Origin of the sequence: Kribbella orskensis (assembly GCF_004342085.1) — a bacterium.
Classification (GTDB): Bacteria; Actinomycetota; Actinomycetes; order Propionibacteriales; family Kribbellaceae; genus Kribbella; species Kribbella orskensis.
The window spans coordinates 114,073-129,344 of record NZ_SLWM01000011.1; the positions used below are offsets into that span (position 1 = coordinate 114,073).

A 15,272-nucleotide genomic window follows, 5' to 3' on the forward strand; every position below is an offset into this window, starting at 1 on the left:
GGACCGGGCGGCGTCAAACGAGTAGATACAGCAACAACCAGACCACGGGAGCCGTTGCCAGCAAGGAATCCAGCCGATCCATCACGCCACCGTGGCCCGGCAGGAGGTTGGACATGTCCTTGATACCGAGGTCGCGCTTGATCATCGACTCGGCCAGATCGCCGACCGTCGCGGTCAGCACGGCGACGGCGCCGACGATCGCGCCGACCCACCACTCACCGTCGAGCAGCCAGATCACCGACCCGATGCCGGCACCGATGCAGGCCAGCGTGGAGCCGGCGAAGCCCTCCCAGGACTTCTTCGGGCTGATCGTCGGCGCCATCGGGTGCTTGCCGAACAGGACGCCGGCCACATACCCCCCGACATCGCTGGCCACGACGACCAGGAAAAACGTCACCACCCGCTGCGGACCGTCGTCCTCCGGCTGGACCAGCAGGATGGCGAAGCCGGCCAGCAGCGGCACGTAGGCGATCAGGAAGACGCCGGTGGTTACGTCACGGACGAAGCCGATCGAACCACCGGGCATCCGCCAGAAAATGGTCGCCAGCACGGTGAACGCCAAGGCGACCAGCAGCGCGAGCGGACCACCGAAGTACGCGGAGACCAGCATCGCCGTCGTACCGGCGAACAGCGGGATCCGCGCCAGCGTCGCACCGGAGGTGCGGAACACGCGGACGAGTTCGTCGACAGCCGCCAGCACAGCGGCCAGCACGACGAAGATGAAAAGGACCTTCTGCCAGTAGAGCGAACCGAGAATGACCGCACCGAGGCCGACACCGACCGCGATCGCCGCGGGCAGGTTGCGCCCGGCGCGGCTCGACGCGGGCGTGCTCTGGTCTACGCCCATCACACCTCGAGCAGTTCGGCTTCCTTGTGCTTGAGCAGTTCGTCGATGGAGTCGACGTACTTCCTCGTCAACCCGTCGAGGCGCTTCTCAGCACTCTTGCCCTCGTCCTCGCCCGCCTCGCCGGCCTTGACGGTCTTGTCCACCTCGTCCTTGGCGTGCCGGCGGATGTTCCGCACGGACACCTTGGCCTCCTCGGCCTTGGTTTTGGCGACCTTGATGTACTCCTTGCGCCGCTCCTCGGTGAGCTGCGGCATGACGACGCGGATCACCGAGCCGTCGTTGCCCGGGTTCACCCCGAGGTCGGAGTCGCGGATCGCCTTCTCGATCGCCGCCATCGCGCCCTTGTCGTACGGCGAGATGAGCACCGTGCGCGGCTCCGGGACCTGGAACCCGGCCAGCTGCTGCAGCGGCGTCGGGCTGCCGTAGTAGTCGGCCACGATGCCGGCGAACATCTGCGGGTGCGCCCGGCCGGTGCGGATCGCGGCGAAGTCGTCCTTGGCGACCTCCACGGCCTTCGCCATCTTCTGCTCGGCTTCGCGGAGTGCTTGGTCGATCACGACATTCCTCGCTTCCTAGTGGCCGCATCGGTTGCGGCCGCTCCAACCCTACGAACGCAGGTTTACCAGATACCGGACATCCGGCCGTGTGTTGAGCGTGATCTTAGTGCAAATCGGGCTACTGGCCCGGCGAGCCTGGTGGAAACGAGGCTACTGGCCCGGCGAGACGACCGTGCCGATCTTCTCGCCCCGGACGACGCGGGCGATGTTGCCCTCCTCGAGTCCGAAGATGACGATCGGCAGCGCATTGTCGCGGGCCAGGCTGATCGCCGTCGCGTCCGCGACCCGCAGCCCGCGAGCCAGGAAGTCGTCGTACGAGAGCTGGTCGAACTTGACCGCGTCCGGGTTCTTCTTCGGGTCGGAGTCGTAGACGCCGTCGACCCCCTGCTTGCCCATCAGCAGCGCCTCGGCGCCGATCTCCAGGGCCCGCTGGGCGGCGACCGTGTCGGTGGAGAAGTACGGCATGCCGGATCCGGCGCCGAAGATCACCACGCGACCCTTCTCCAGATGCCGCTCGGCCTTGCGCGGGATGTAGGGCTCGGCGACCTGACCCATCGTGATCGCCGTCTGCACCCGGGTCTCGACTCCCAGCTTCTCCAGGAAGTCCTGCAGGGCCAGGCAGTTCATCACCGTGCCGAGCATGCCCATGTAGTCGGCGCGGTTGCGCTCCATCCCGCGCTGCTGGAGCTCAGCTCCGCGGAAGAAGTTGCCGCCGCCGACCACGACGGCGACCTGTACTCCGGCCCGTGCCACCTCGGCGATCTGTTTGGCGATCGAGTTCACCACGTCGGGGTCGACGCCGAGCTTGCCGCCGCCGAACACCTCACCCGACAACTTCAGCAGCACCCGGTGGTAGGCCGGATCGAACGGCGAAGAGGCCGGATTCGTCTCGGTACCCAGGGTTTCCGTCACGACTCCGGCCTCCTCGTCGACTGCGTTGACTAGTGCTGGTCGCTGAGCCCTCAGGCTCCGACCTCGAAGCGAGCGAACCGCTTGACGGTCACGCCGGCCTCGTCCAGAACTGCCTTCACGGTCTTCTTGCTCTCCTGGACCGACGACTGCTCGAGCAGCACGACCTCCTTGAAGAAGCCGTTCACCCGGCCCTCGACGATCTTCGGCAGCGCCTGCTCCGGCTTGCCCTCCTCGCGGGCGGTCGCCTCGGCGATCCGCTTCTCGTTCTCGACCGTCTCGGCCGGGACCTCGTCGCGGGTGGTGTACAGCGGCCGCATCGCGGCGGCCTGCATGGCCGCCCCACGGGCGGCGTCGAGGTTGTCGCCCTCGAACTCGACCAGCACGCCCACCTGGGCCGGCAGATCGGCCGCACGCTTGTGCATGTAGGCCGCGACCTTGCCGTCGAAGACGGCGACCTTGCCGAGCTCCAGCTTCTCGCCGATGACGGCGGCCAGGGCCTCGATGTTCTCGGCCACGCTCTTGCCGTCGGCCAGCTTCTCGCCGAGCAGACCCTCGACGTCACCCACCTTGCTGGCGGCGGCGTGCGCGACGATGTCGGCCGCGAGCTGCTGGAACTGCTCGTTCTTGGCGACGAAGTCGGTCTCGCAGTTCAGTTGGACCAGCGCGTTCTCCGCGGCGGCCACCAGGCCGTTGGTGGCGGAGCGCTCGGCGCCACGCTTGGCGGCCTTGGCGGCGCCGTGGATGCGCAGCTCCTCGATCGCCTTCTCGAAGTCACCGTCGGTGGTCTCGAGGGCCTTCTTCGCGTCCATCATGCCCGCGCCGGTGGCGTCGCGGAGCTTCTTCACGTCAGCGGCGGTGTAGTTCGCCATTCCTCGTTCTCTCGATCTTTGTCGATGCGTCAGCTGGATGGGAGCGGTCGCCCGGCCCACAGGCCGGGCGACCAGGAAGCCTGATCAGGCCTCGTCGGCCTTCGGGGCCTCGGTGCCCTCGACCGGGGTGTCATCGGCCTCGGCGATCGTCTCGGCGACAGCGGCGGTCTCGGCGACCGGCGGCTGCTCCGCGACCGCGTCGGCGGCGGCAGCGGCCTCGACGGCCGGGGCGTCGGCCACGGGAGCCTCGGCCGCAGGGGCGTCGGCCGCAGGGGCGTCGGCCGCGGGGGCGTCGGCCTTCTTGGCCTCGGTGGTGGCGCCGTTCTGGCTCTCCAGCAGCTCACGCTCCCAGGCAGCCAGCGGCTCCTCGGCGCCCAGCTCCTCGCCGGCCGCGGTGGCGCCCTGGCCACCGCGCGACATCAGACCGTCGGCGACGGCGTCGGCCACCACGCGGGTCAGCAGGCCGACCGAGCGGATCGCGTCGTCGTTGCCCGGGATCGGGAAATCGACCTCGTCCGGGTCGCAGTTGGTGTCGAGGATGCCGATGATCGGCAGCTTCAGCTTGCGCGCCTCGTCGACCGCGAGGTGCTCCTTCTTGGTGTCGACGATCCAGACCGCGGCCGGAACGCGCGCCATGTCACGGATACCGCCGAGGGTCTTGAGCAGCTTGTCGTGCTCGCGACGCTTCTGCAGCAGCTCCTTCTTCGTCACCCCGGAGGCCGCGACGTCGTCGAAGTCCAGCAGCTCGAGCTCCTTGAGGCGCTGGAGCCGCTTGTTGACGGTCTGGAAGTTGGTGAGCATGCCGCCCAGCCAGCGCTGGTTCACGTAGGGCATGCCGACCCGGGTCGCCTGCTCGGCGATGGCTTCCTGGGCCTGCTTCTTGGTGCCGACGAACAGGATCGCGCCGCCGGAGGCGACGGTGCTCCGGACGAACTCGTAGGCGCGGTCGATGTACGACAGCGACTGCTGCAGGTCGATGATGTAGATGCCGTTGCGCTCGGTGAAGATGAATCGCTTCATCTTCGGGTTCCAGCGACGGGTCTGGTGCCCGAAGTGGACGCCGCTCTCGAGCAGCTGCTTCATGGTCACGACGGCCATGAGGTGTTCCTCCTGTCGCGCCCCGGCTCAGCCGGAGACGCCTGTCTCGGTTGTCCCGCGCCGGACCGGGATGGTCCGCCGCGCCTGACGCCCGCGCGAACCCATCCCAGCGAGCCGGGACCGAGGGGTACGTGTTGGATGCGGGCGTGCGAAGTCGTCCCACTCGCGTGAGACGCCTCCAAAAGTCTACGGGACGACACCCGCGGGGAGCGAACCGGGCCCCACTTATCCACAGGCGGCAATTTCCCACCGCCTACCGCCGCATCCAACGGCACATTTCCAGGTATGAATCCCTCGTCCACAGCCGCCCGCCCCAACCTCACCCCCAGAGCCCTGGCAGCCCTCCTCCTAGCCGCCCTCCCCTGGCTTCTCCCCGCGCCGGCCACCGCAGCCCCTGTCCCCACGGCGCCTCCCGAGGCGGTCTGGCCCCTCGACCCGCGCCCAGCCGTCATCCGAGGCTTCGAGCGGCCGCCGAAGCCCTGGCTCCCAGGGCACCGAGGCCTCGACCTGGCCGGCTCTCCCGGCCAGCCCGTCCGGTCAGCCACCTCCGGCACGATCACGTACGCCGGTCCGCTGGCCGGCCGCGGCGTCATCGTCGTCTCCCGCGGCCCCATCCGCACGACCTACGAACCAGTGGTCCCCGCGATCAAGCCAGGCGCCGCGGTCGCACCGGGCTCGATCCTCGGCACCCTGTCAGCCGCTGGCTCCCACTGCGCCCCCAAAACCTGCCTCCACTGGGGCCTCCTCCAGTCCGACACCTACCTCAACCCCCTAACCCTCCTCAGAAGCAAGCCAGTCCGCCTACTCCCACTCACCCCAGCCACCAACCCCGCCACCCTCCGCCCCACCGCAGACCCACCCCCGAACAGCCACCCCACGCCCCAGCCCTCCAAAGGCCAGAACCCTGCCGCTGCCCCGAACCAACCATCCCCCGAAGCCAGCGACATGGCCGCTGCGCCACACCAACCGACCGGAGAGGCTGGCGGCATGGCCGCGGGCCCAGCGCAGCCGACCGGAGCTGCTGATGGTGTGACCGCTGGTCCAGATCAAACGCCCGGTGTAGCTGGCGGCACGGCTACGGCTCTGGATCGCCCGTCCGGTGAAGGTGGCGACTTGGCCGCCGGCCTTGTCGTCGCCGCGGCCGGTGTCCTCACGGTCGGCGGCGGGCTGATGATCAGGCGCCACTGATGCAAGGCCAGCGGCCCGATCTACTAACTACCGGCGACGCGGGCCTGCTAGCTACCGGGGACGCGGGCTTGCCAGGCGTCCTCGTCGCGGGAGCGGCGCTCGACCCCGGCGGGGAGCTTGCCCTTCGCCAGGTCCGTGAGGGTCGTGTGCTCCAGCACGTCTCGCAGGCTGGCCCGGGCCGCGATCCACACGCGCTGCAACACGACAGCGCGCTCGTTGTAGGCGACGCTCTCAGGCCGGACCCCGGAGATGCTTACGATCGGCCCGTCCACCGCGCGCATCACATCCGCGACGGAGACCTCGTTCGGATCGACGGCGAGCTTCCACCCGCCGGACTGTCCACGCTGGCTCGAGAGCACCCCGGCCCGGCGCAGATCGGCCAGGATGCCCTGCAGGAAGCCGTGCGGAATGCCCTGCGCACGACTGAGTTCCTCGGCGGAAACCACCGAGGGGTCGTTCGACACCCACCGCTGGGTGATCTCGATCAGCGCCCGCAGCGCATAGTCAGACTTCGCCGAAACCCGCATGATCCGCAGTCTGCCGTATCCAGGCCCCAGGTCAGGCCCGTGGATGGGCTTGTTCGTAGGCGCGTCGCAGCCTTTCCCCCGAGACGTGCGTGTAGATCTGGGTCGTCGCCAGCGACGCATGCCCCAGCAATTCCTGCACGCTCCGGAGATCCGCGCCGCCTTCGAGCAGATGTGTCGCGGCCGTGTGGCGCAACCCGTGCGGCGACAGATCCGGCGCGTTCACCGCGTCGATCCGGGCGTGGACCAGCCGCCGGACGGCCCGTTGATCGATCCGCCCGCCTCGAGAGCCGAGGAACAACGCCGGCCCGCTCGCCGGCCGCGCGAGCTTCGGCCGCGCCTCCGCCAGCCACCTGTCCAACGCAGCACCCGCCGGTACGCCGTACGGGACCGAGCGTTCCTTGCGGCCCTTGCCGAAGACGCGGACCACCCGCCGCGCGTCGTCGACCTCGTCGATGTCGAGCGCGCAGAGTTCGCCGACCCGGATACCCGTTGCATAGAGCAACTCCATGATCGCGAGATCGCGGAGTCCGACCGGGCTGCCATCGTCGGCCGCGACCGCCGCGGCGTCGAGCACAGCCCGCGTGTCGGCCTGCCCGAGCACGCCCGGGAGCGGCTTGTGCGGCTTGGGACTGGCGAGCAAAGCGCCTGGATCGGTCTCGATCCGGCCGGTCCGCTGCGCCCAGGCGGTGAAGACTCTCGCGGCCGTGGCACGGCGGGACATGGTGCTGCGGGCCTTGCCGAGGCTCTGCTGCTTCGCCAGCCAGGAACGCAGCCCGCGGATGTCGAGGCTGCGCAGATCATCGTGACCAAGACGAGTCAAATGATCGATTAAATCCATCACATCACCGATGTAGGCTCGCACCGAATGTTCGCTGAGGTCCCTTTCCGCCGTCAGATGCCGTTCGTAGTCAGCCAGTAACAAAGAGAAACCTTCTGGCCTGGAAGGGCTTTCGCTGACATCGTCCGGCACCATGTCCTGACCATGCGGGAGTGGCCCCGGCAGCGCAAGCAGCCGCGCGGAGTTCGACACAGGAGGTCTGGCCCGTAGCCCACTGGTCGACTACTGTTCGGCCCGATTGCCCTAGTAGCAACGGAGGCACCCCTGACCATGGCCCCCTCAGCGAACGGACAGACCGTAGGCCGGCGCCTGCCGGTCGAGTCGGCGTTCACTCGAGTCGAGGATGCGCGGCACCGTCTGCCGCGTCTGTTCGGTCGTCGCGACCTAGTCGTTCTCGGACTGGGTGTGATGATCGGGTCCGGCATTTTCAGCCTGAGCGGTAAGCAGGCTGCCAATGTGGCCGGCCCTGCCGTGATCCTGTCGTTCCTGATCGCCGCGGTGGTGTGCGTGCTGGCTGCGGCCTGCTACGCCGAACTCTCGTCGACGATCCCGGTCTCGGGTAGCGCTTACACCTTCAGCTACGTGACCTTCGGTGAGATGTGGGCCTGGCTGGTCGGCTGGGCGCTCGTGCTCGAACTCGTCACCGCGGCCGCGATCGTGGCCAGAGTGTGGTCCGCGTACTTCCTGGCGACCCTCGACGGATTCGGTGTCACCCTTCCCGAAGGGATCGCGCAGTTCTTCGGCCCGGACGCCAAGGTCAACCTGGTCGCCCCGCTGCTGCTGCTGGTCCTGACGGCGCTGATCGTGACCGGCACGAAGCTCTCGGCCCGGGTGCTCACGGTCGTGGTGCTGGCGAAGGTCGCGGTGATCGTGCTGGTCGTCGTCATCGGCGCGACCCACATCAACTTCGACAACTACCGGCCGTTCGTCCCGGACGCGCGCCCGGCACCCGCCACGGCCAGTCCGACCTTGCTCAGCTGGATCCTGGACTCGTCCTTCGGCTCCTTCGGGTTGATGGGCATCTTCACGGCCGCCAGCTCGATCGTCTTCGCCTACATCGGCTTCGACCTCATCGCGACCGCGTCCGAGGACGCCCGGAACCCGCGCAAGACGGTCCCGCAGGGCATGCTGCTCGGCGTCGGCGCCGTGACGATCCTGTACGTCGCGATGGCCGTGGTGCTGGTGGGCATGCGGCCCTACGGCCAGCTGGGTGGTGCCGCACCGGTGTCGGAGGCGATGTCCGCGGTCGGGGTCGGGTGGGCCGCCAAGGTGGTCAATCTCGGGGCACTGCTAGCCCTGATGACGGTGATCATGGTCGTCTTGATCGCGCAGAGCCGCGTGCTCTTCAACATGGGCCGTGACGGCCTGCTGCCGAAGAGTCTCGGCCGGGTCAGCCGCGTCTACTCCTCTCCCGCTCGCGCCGCCGCCGCGGCCGGCTTCGCCGCGATCGCGCTGACCCTGTACCCGGGGGTCCTCGAACTGGAGGAGCTGCTGGTCATCGGTGCGCTCTTCTGCTTCGCGTTCTGCGCGGTCGGCGTGCTGACACTGCGGCGGACCGAGCCGAACCTCGAGCGCGGTTTCCGCGTGCCGATGGTGCCGCTCATCCCACTCCTGTCGCTCGCCGCGACGCTGTGGCTGATGCTCAACCTGAAGACGAGCACGTGGACCAAGTTCGGCCTCTGGATGCTGCTGGGCCTCGCGATCTACGGCCTCTACGGCCGCTGGCACAGCCGCCTGGCGAACGAGGACAGCTGGGACTTCGACATCGGCGACACCGACCCGGGAACGGGCGGCCTGCAGGCGTACCGCTCGGAGCCGGACGACAACGAGCTTCGCGCTGTCCGAACGCCACCGAAGTCCACGCGCGGCAAGCACATGCGCAACTGAGGTTCTCGCGGCACCGCTGACGAGCCTGTTGTCCACAGGCTCTGAAGTCGGCCCCGAGATCGGTGACTTTCCCGGCATGTTCTTAGCCGGAGGTGGTCATCGATGCGGACCAAGGACGCAGTCGGGCAGTACGGCGAGGAGCTCGCCGCCAGGTATCTCGCGAAGAGCGGTTTCGCGATCCTCGAGCGCAACTGGCGCTGCGAGCTGGGCGAGATCGACATCGTCGCCCGCGACGGCGAGGCGCTGGTCGTCTGTGAGGTGAAGACCCGCCGCGGGCTGAACTACGGCAGCCCGCTGGAGTCCATCACCTACAAGAAGCTGGTGAAACTGCGCCGGCTGGTCGGCCGCTGGCTGCAGGAGCACGACCTGCGGCCGGGCGAGGTCCGGATCGATGTCATCGCCGTGCTCCTGCCACGCGGCGGCGACCCGAGCGTCGACCATGTCAGGGGCGTGGCCTGATGCCGCTGGCCCAGGCCTGGTCCGTCGCCCTGGTCGGCCTCGAAGGCCACCTGGTCGAGGTCGAGGCCGACATCGCCCAAGGCCTGCCGAAGACCACGCTGATCGGTCTGCCCGACGCATCGTTGTCAGAGGCAAGGGACCGGGTCCGCGCCGCCGTGGTCAACAGCGGCGAGAAGTTCCCCGACCGCAAGGTCACCATCGGCCTCTCCCCCGCCACCCTGCCCAAGACCGGCTCCCACTACGACGTAGCCATCGCGTGTGCACTCCTCGCCGCAGGTGGTGTCGTCGACAACCATCGACTGCGCCAGACGGCCATCATCGGCGAGCTCGGCCTCGACGGCAGGATCCGCGAGGTCCGCGGCGCGCTCGCGATGACGCTGGCCGCGTCACGCTCGGGCTTCGAGCGGATCGTCGTCCCAGAACTGAACGCCGCCGAAGCCAAGCTCGTGCCGTCCATCGAGGTGTACGGCGTTCGCTCGCTGCGGCAGGTGCTCGCCTTGCTCCGCGGCGTGGAGATCCCCGACGAAGCGCCGCCCCGGGCCGAGCCGCGTTTGATGTCCGAGTCGCTGACCCGGGTGCCCGAGGTGGATCTCGACGACGTGCTCGGACAGCAAGAGGGTCGCCGTGCCATCGAAGCCGCGGCCGCCGGCGCGCACCACATCTTCCTCCACGGCCCACCGGGCTCGGGCAAGACGATGCTCGCCGAGCGTCTGGCGGGGCTGATGCCGGACCTCAGCACGGACGACTCGTTGGAGGTGTCAGCCGTGCACTCGCTGGCCGGCCTGCTCACCAGCGACGCGGAACTGGTCGTTCGCCCACCCTTCATCGCCCCACACCACACCGCCTCCCTGTCGAGTCTGGTCGGTGGCGGGTCGGGCGTGCCGCGCCCGGGCGCGATCAGCTGTGCCCACCGGGGCATCCTCTTCATCGACGAAGCACCCGAAATGCACCCGCTGACTCTCGACACGCTCCGCCAACCACTGGAGTCCGGCTTCATCGAGGTGCACCGCTCGGCGGCCGTGGCGAAGTTCCCGGCCCGATTCCTGCTGGTGCTTGCTGCCAACCCCTGCCCTTGCGGTCAATCGGGCACGCCCAACGGAATCTGCAACTGCACGCCACAAGTCCTCACCCGCTACCGCCAGCGGATCAGCGGCCCGATCAAGGACCGCATCGACATCCAGCGCCAGATCCTCCCTGCTGCCCGCGGAGTGGCCGATGGCGATCGCCCCGAGTCCACCGCAGAAGTCGCCGCGCGGGTGAAAGCCGCTCGTGACCGGCAAGCCTCCCGATACCGGAACACCGGGTGGATCCTCAACAGCGAGATCCCTGGCCCGATCATGCGCCGCGAGTATCCACTCGACGAGGCCAGCCAGAAGACCCTCGAATCCCTCTACGCCGACGGCCGCCTGACAGCCCGCGGCTTCGATCGAGTGGTCCGCCTCGCCTGGACCTTGGCCGATCTGGAGGGCCTGGACCGCCCCACACCAGACCTCACGCACCAGGCCTTCCAACTCCGCAGCGGCGTCCCACTGACTCCCCTCACCAACATCCGTCGAATCAGGGAAACCACGCCATGAACACCAACCTGGAACACCTGAACAGCCACCTGAAGCTGTCCAAGCCCCAACTGACCCCCGCCACTGTCCCTCGGTTCATCGCTCCCCCTGACTTCCCTGAACCGAGCAGTGCCGAGGCGGGCGACCGTGAGTGCTCGACTACCGATGAGGGTGGGCAACGATCGGTTGCTGGTGGGAGTGGGCGTGGAGTTGAGCCACCGAAACTGCAGACTCGGCGCGCGGAGTGGGACGAGGAGAGAATCGCGCGAGCGGGGTTGTCGCGCGTCATCGAGCCCGGGGACCCCGTCGCGCTGGAGACGTTCGCCGAACTGTCCGCCGTGGAGGCCTGGCGACTCCTGAAGACCAACGCTCCAAGGTTCGAGCGATGGGCCCCGCGAGTGGCGGAAGTCCGGCCCGAGCGGGATCTGGAGCGCGCCGAGGCGGCAGGCGCACGGTTCGTGATCCCTGGCGACGACGAGTGGCCCGAGCAGGTCGAAGTACTGGCTGACGCCGGCCAGCAGAGCCGGCGTGGCGGCGTCCCCTTCGGCCTCTGGGTCCGTGGCAAACCCGACCTCCGCCAGAGCTTGGCGAGCTCAGTCGCCATGGTCGGCGCCCGCGCGTGTTCGTCGTACGGCGAGCACGCGGCTTCGGAGCTTGCCACTGGACTCGCAGAGAACGGCACCACGGTGGTCTCGGGCGGCGCCTACGGGATCGACGCTGCCGCTCACCGAGGAGCGCTGGCCGGCTCCGGCATCACCATCGCGATCCTCGCCTGCGGCGTGGATGTCAGCTACCCGAAGAGCAACACGAACCTGTTCGACCGAATCGCCGAAGATGGCTTGCTCGTCAGCGAACTACCTCCGGGCTGTTCGCCGACCAAGCTCCGCTTCCTCGCTCGCAACAGGTTGATAGCGGCAACCACCCTCGGCACGGTTGTTGTCGAGGCAGCAGTTCGTAGCGGTGCCCTCAACAGCGCAGGCTGGGCCGAACAATGCGGCCGCCCGGTCCTCGCCGTCCCTGGGCCCATCACCTCCCGCATGTCCGAAGGCGTCCACCTCCTGGTCCGCGAGCGCAACGCAGTACTGGCCACGAGCGTCGCCGACGTACTGGAAGCCATCTCCCCACTGGGCACCCGACTGACCACCTACCCCCACGCCCCCGCAACCCCCACAGACAACCTGGACCCCGACGTCCAACGCACCCTCGACGCCGTCCCGGTCGTCACCCCAGCTCCACCCACCCGCATAGCCACCACCGCAGGCCTAGACCTCGACACCGTCCAGGAATGCCTCGAAACCCTCGCCGAGCTCGACCTAGTCGAATACCACTCACCCGGCTGGCGCCTCTCCCCCAACCACCGCCACGCCCTAACCACCCTCCCCTAGCCGTGAGGATGTAGGTGGGGTTAGCGGCCGAAGTCGGAGTCTTTGGGGACTTCCAGGTCGGTCTTGGCCAGTTCCTCGATGTTGACGTCGCGGAAGGTGACGACCTTGGCGTTCTTGACGAAGCGGGCTGAGCGGTAGACGTCCCAGACCCAGGCGTCCGCCATGGTCACCTCGAAGTAGACGTCGCCGCCCTCGGTGCGAACCTTCAGGTCGACCGCGTTGCACAGGTAGAACCGCCGTTCGGTCTCCACCACGTACTTGAAGATCCCGACGACGTCCTTGTACTCCCGATAGAGCTGTAGCTCCATATCGGTCTCGTACTTCTCGAGGTCGTCAGCGCTCACGCCTCCACCTCGCTAGCGCTCGGCTCCGGCGTGAGCGCTAAGGCGGCTCTGTTGTTTATTCGCTCGCTGCGCTCGCTCATCGGCTCTCCACTCCGGTGGGACTGGTCACATTCTGTCCCATGTCGGTCCGCATACTGCGGCGGACATTCTCGAACCGCCGTCGATGTTGTGGACACGGGCCGTATTCGTCCAGTGCCGCCTGGTGCTCGGGGGTGCAGTATCCCTTGTGAACCGCGAAATCGTACTGCGGGTACACCTCGTGCCAGTGCTGCATGATCCGGTCCCGGGTCACCTTGGCGATCACCGAGGCGGCCGCGATGCACGCTGCCACCCGGTCACCCTTCCAGATCGCGAGCCCCGGCACGCCGAGCCCGTCGACCCCGAACCCGTCGGTCAGCACGTACTGCGGGCGCAGGTCGAGCCGGAAGAGCGCCCGGCGGAGCGCCTCGACGTTGGCGACGTGCATGCCGAGCCGGTCGCACTCGGCGGCCTCGATGGAGACCACCGACCACGCCACGGCGCGTTCGCGGATCTCGTCGTAGCAGCGATCACGTGCCTTCGCCGTCAGCAACTTCGAGTCCGCGAGCTCGGGGATCTGGCCGCGCTTGCCGTCCGGCAGGATCACCGCGGCGGCCACCAGCGGTCCGGCACACGGTCCGCGGCCGGCCTCGTCCACACCGGCGATCGGGTCCAGCCCGACACGCCGGAGCGCCCGCTCGTAGCCGTACAGACCGGCGTCGCGCCGGATGGTGATGCCGCGCGGAAGTGCACTCATCCGCGACTCCGTATTGCCTCGTTCCGCACCGGGACCTCGCTCACTTGGGTGGTGGCGTCAGGGAGATCGAGGGTTTGTCCGGGGCAGGTCCTGGCGCCGGGATCGATTTGAAGGTGTCGGGGATACCGAGCTTGGCGAAGTTGCTGGCCGGCCAGACAACCAGTACCGCGCGCCCGGTGACCTTGTCCAGCGGCACGAAGGCGGCGTCGCCCGGGTTGCCGCCGTCGGCGTTGGTGTCGCTCAGGTGCACCCGGGAGTCGCCCGACTCGGACCGGTGGTCGCCCATCACGAAAATACGGCCCGCGGGGACCGTGACCTGGAACTCCATCGCCGACGGGGCATCACCCGGATACAGGTAGCTTCCCTCGTCCAGCGGCTGGCCGTTCACCATCAGCCGGCCCTTGGCGTCACAGCAGGCGACCTTGTCACCGGGCATGCCGATCAGGCGCTTGATCAGGTGACCGTGGCTGGAGTCCGGCAGCAGACCGACGACCTCGAAGAACCGGCCCACCGAACCGCGCTTCTGGCCGCTCTCCTCCTCGCCGAGCCAGCCGCCCGGGTCCTCGAAGACGACCACGTCGCCCCGCTCCACGTCGGTCAGCTTCTCGACCACCACCCGGTCGCCGACCAGCAGGGTGTTCTCCATCGACTCGCTCGGGATGATGAACATCTGGCCGACGAAGGCCCGCAGGATCGACGAGACGATGAGAGCACCGACCACGATCAGCACGAACTCGCGAGCGGCGGCCGCGAGCCCCGAGCGGTGGGGTGGATTCTCTGTCGTCGCTGTCGGTGTCTCAGTCACTTCTTCAGCCCCGGCTTCTTGAAGGTTTCCGGAGGACGCAGCATCGTCATCCGGTCAGACGGCCAGATTACGCAACAGGCGCGGCCAACCACGTTCTCGACCGGCACGAACCCTCCACCGGGGCCACCCATGTGCGCACGGGAGTCGGCGGATTCGGCCCGGTTGTCGCCCATCACCCACAGGTGACCGGGCGGTACGACGACGCTGAACGGCTGGTTCGAGGGCTTGGCGTCCTTCAGCAGATACTCCTGCTCGTCGAGCGGGATCTTGTTCACGGTGATCCGCCCGGACCGGTCGCAGCAGACCACCTTGTCGCCGCCGATGCCGATCACCCGCTTGACCAGGTGACCCTCACCACTGCGCGGCAGGATGCCGACGAACTCGCCGACCCGCCGGAACGAGCCGGGGGCCTGCTGTTCCTCGTTCAGCCAGTTGCCGGGGTCCTTGAAGACGATGATGTCGCCACGGTCGACGTCACGGTGCAGATAGCTGACCTTCTCGGCCAGGATCCGGTCGTTCGTCGTGAGCGTGTCGTACATCGACTCCGAGGGAACGTAAAAGGCCTCGGCGACGAAAAGGCGGAGCACGACCGTGATGACCAGCGCGAGCACCGTCACGGTGGTCATCTCGGTCAGCAGGCTCAGCAGCGGGTTCCGCTGCTTGAGCCTGCGGTGACGTCCTTTACTGCGACGTGCGCTCGTGGCGACCGGGCGAGCTCGAGTCGCAGTGCTCGGCGCCATACTTGACCGTCGTCGCTAGACGATCAGGAGGCCGGAATGTCCCGCTTCTCCTTGATCTTGGCTGCCTTGCCGCGCAGCTCGCGCAGGTAGTACAGCTTCGCGCGGCGCACGTCGCCGCGGGTGACGACCTCGACCTTGTCGACGATCGGGGTGTGCATCGGGAAGGTCCGCTCGACGCCGACGCCGAAGCTGACCTTGCGGACCGTGAAGGTCTCCTGCAGGCCACCACCCTGGCGCCGGATCACGACACCCTGGAACACCTGGACGCGGGACCGGTTGCCTTCGACGACCTTGACGTGCACCTTGACGGTGTCACCGGCCCGGAAGGCGGGGATGTCGTCGCGCTTGCTCGCGTTGTCGAGCTCATTCAGGATGTTGCTCATCAGGTGTCTCTTCCTCGCGCGTGCCACAGGTCACCCACGAATGCTCGAATGGTGAGGAGTCACAGATGTCGCCGATCGGTGGTCACCCCCTGTGGCAGGAGC

17 protein-coding genes are annotated in these 15,272 nt (G+C 68.1%); 5 read left to right on the forward strand and 12 right to left on the reverse strand.

The genetic code is table 11. The annotated features are described in order from the left end of the window. Positions 1 to 13: 13 nt before the first annotated feature. From EV644_RS26550 to rpsB, 5 genes are all read right to left on the reverse strand, one after another. A complete protein-coding gene (locus EV644_RS26550; RefSeq protein ID WP_132191494.1) occupies positions 14 to 847 on the reverse strand; it encodes a phosphatidate cytidylyltransferase in 834 nt (277 codons plus the stop codon). Next, positions 847 to 1,401 carry a ribosome recycling factor gene (gene frr / locus EV644_RS26555; protein ID WP_199234931.1) on the reverse strand — a complete coding sequence of 185 codons (555 nt, stop codon included), beginning with the start codon at positions 1,399 to 1,401 and terminating at the stop codon, positions 847 to 849. The genes EV644_RS26550 and frr overlap by 1 nt, the downstream gene beginning before the upstream one ends. 153 nt (positions 1,402 to 1,554) lie before the next feature. Beyond that, positions 1,555 to 2,316 carry a UMP kinase gene (pyrH, locus tag EV644_RS26560; protein WP_241998810.1) on the reverse strand — a complete coding sequence of 254 codons (762 nt, stop codon included), beginning with the start codon at positions 2,314 to 2,316 and terminating at the stop codon, positions 1,555 to 1,557. Between the two features lie 50 nt (positions 2,317 to 2,366). After that, entirely contained in the window at positions 2,367 to 3,185 is an 819-nt protein-coding gene (tsf, locus tag EV644_RS26565; RefSeq protein WP_132191492.1) for a translation elongation factor Ts, read from the reverse strand. An 84-nt stretch (positions 3,186 to 3,269) separates the two neighbouring features. Continuing rightward, on the reverse strand, positions 3,270 to 4,283 hold the full coding sequence (rpsB, locus tag EV644_RS26570) for a 30S ribosomal protein S2 (protein ID WP_132191491.1): 1,014 nt from the start codon (positions 4,281 to 4,283) through the stop codon (positions 3,270 to 3,272). A gap of 285 nt (positions 4,284 to 4,568) precedes the next feature. Here rpsB and EV644_RS26575 point away from each other — a divergent pair, with 285 nt between their 5' ends. Beyond that, positions 4,569 to 5,471: a M23 family metallopeptidase gene (locus tag EV644_RS26575; RefSeq protein WP_132191490.1), complete on the forward strand. Its 903-nt coding sequence runs from the start codon at positions 4,569 to 4,571 to the stop codon at positions 5,469 to 5,471. A gap of 47 nt (positions 5,472 to 5,518) precedes the next feature. On the opposite strand, the gene EV644_RS26580 is transcribed toward EV644_RS26575, so the two are convergent. Then, on the reverse strand, positions 5,519 to 5,998 hold the full coding sequence (locus tag EV644_RS26580) for an RrF2 family transcriptional regulator (protein WP_132191489.1): 480 nt from the start codon (positions 5,996 to 5,998) through the stop codon (positions 5,519 to 5,521). 31 nt (positions 5,999 to 6,029) lie between these two features. Next, on the reverse strand, positions 6,030 to 6,971 hold the full coding sequence (locus EV644_RS26585; RefSeq protein WP_132191488.1) for a tyrosine recombinase XerC: 942 nt from the start codon (positions 6,969 to 6,971) through the stop codon (positions 6,030 to 6,032). Positions 6,972 to 7,106: 135 nt separating this feature from the next. Between EV644_RS26585 and EV644_RS26590 the strand changes: the two genes are divergently transcribed. The 4 genes from EV644_RS26590 (at position 7,107) to dprA (ending at position 12,123) form a co-directional block, all read left to right on the forward strand. Further along, positions 7,107 to 8,723, forward strand: a complete 1,617-nt coding sequence (locus tag EV644_RS26590) for an APC family permease (RefSeq protein WP_132191487.1) — start codon at positions 7,107 to 7,109, stop codon at positions 8,721 to 8,723. Between the two features lie 102 nt (positions 8,724 to 8,825). Further along, positions 8,826 to 9,182, forward strand: coding sequence for a YraN family protein (locus EV644_RS26595; RefSeq protein ID WP_132191486.1), 357 nt, complete (start codon positions 8,826 to 8,828; stop codon positions 9,180 to 9,182). Next, complete coding sequence (locus EV644_RS26600; protein ID WP_132191485.1) at positions 9,182 to 10,759, forward strand: YifB family Mg chelatase-like AAA ATPase; 1,578 nt, start codon at positions 9,182 to 9,184, stop codon at positions 10,757 to 10,759. Before EV644_RS26595 ends, EV644_RS26600 begins: the two co-directional genes overlap by 1 nt. Further along, positions 10,756 to 12,123 carry a DNA-processing protein DprA gene (gene dprA, locus EV644_RS26605; RefSeq protein WP_241998807.1) on the forward strand — a complete coding sequence of 456 codons (1,368 nt, stop codon included), beginning with the start codon at positions 10,756 to 10,758 and terminating at the stop codon, positions 12,121 to 12,123. Before EV644_RS26600 ends, dprA begins: the two co-directional genes overlap by 4 nt. 20 nt (positions 12,124 to 12,143) lie before the next feature. Here the strand turns inward: dprA and EV644_RS26610 are convergent, their stop codons facing one another. The 5 genes from EV644_RS26610 to rplS all read right to left on the reverse strand — a co-directional run bounded on the left by EV644_RS26610 (position 12,144) and on the right by rplS (position 15,170). After that, complete coding sequence (locus tag EV644_RS26610) at positions 12,144 to 12,467, reverse strand: DUF2469 domain-containing protein (protein WP_077012708.1); 324 nt, start codon at positions 12,465 to 12,467, stop codon at positions 12,144 to 12,146. Positions 12,468 to 12,543: 76 nt separating this feature from the next. Next, positions 12,544 to 13,242: a ribonuclease HII gene (locus EV644_RS26615; protein ID WP_132191484.1), complete on the reverse strand. Its 699-nt coding sequence runs from the start codon at positions 13,240 to 13,242 to the stop codon at positions 12,544 to 12,546. Between the two features lie 40 nt (positions 13,243 to 13,282). After that, a complete protein-coding gene (lepB, locus tag EV644_RS26620) occupies positions 13,283 to 14,047 on the reverse strand; it encodes a signal peptidase I (RefSeq protein ID WP_132191483.1) in 765 nt (254 codons plus the stop codon). Next, complete coding sequence (lepB, locus tag EV644_RS26625) at positions 14,044 to 14,673, reverse strand: signal peptidase I (protein ID WP_241998805.1); 630 nt, start codon at positions 14,671 to 14,673, stop codon at positions 14,044 to 14,046. Before lepB (EV644_RS26625) ends, lepB (EV644_RS26620) begins: the two co-directional genes overlap by 4 nt. 137 nt (positions 14,674 to 14,810) lie before the next feature. Beyond that, a complete protein-coding gene (gene rplS / locus EV644_RS26630) occupies positions 14,811 to 15,170 on the reverse strand; it encodes a 50S ribosomal protein L19 (RefSeq protein ID WP_132191481.1) in 360 nt (119 codons plus the stop codon). Positions 15,171 to 15,272: the final 102 nt, after the last annotated feature.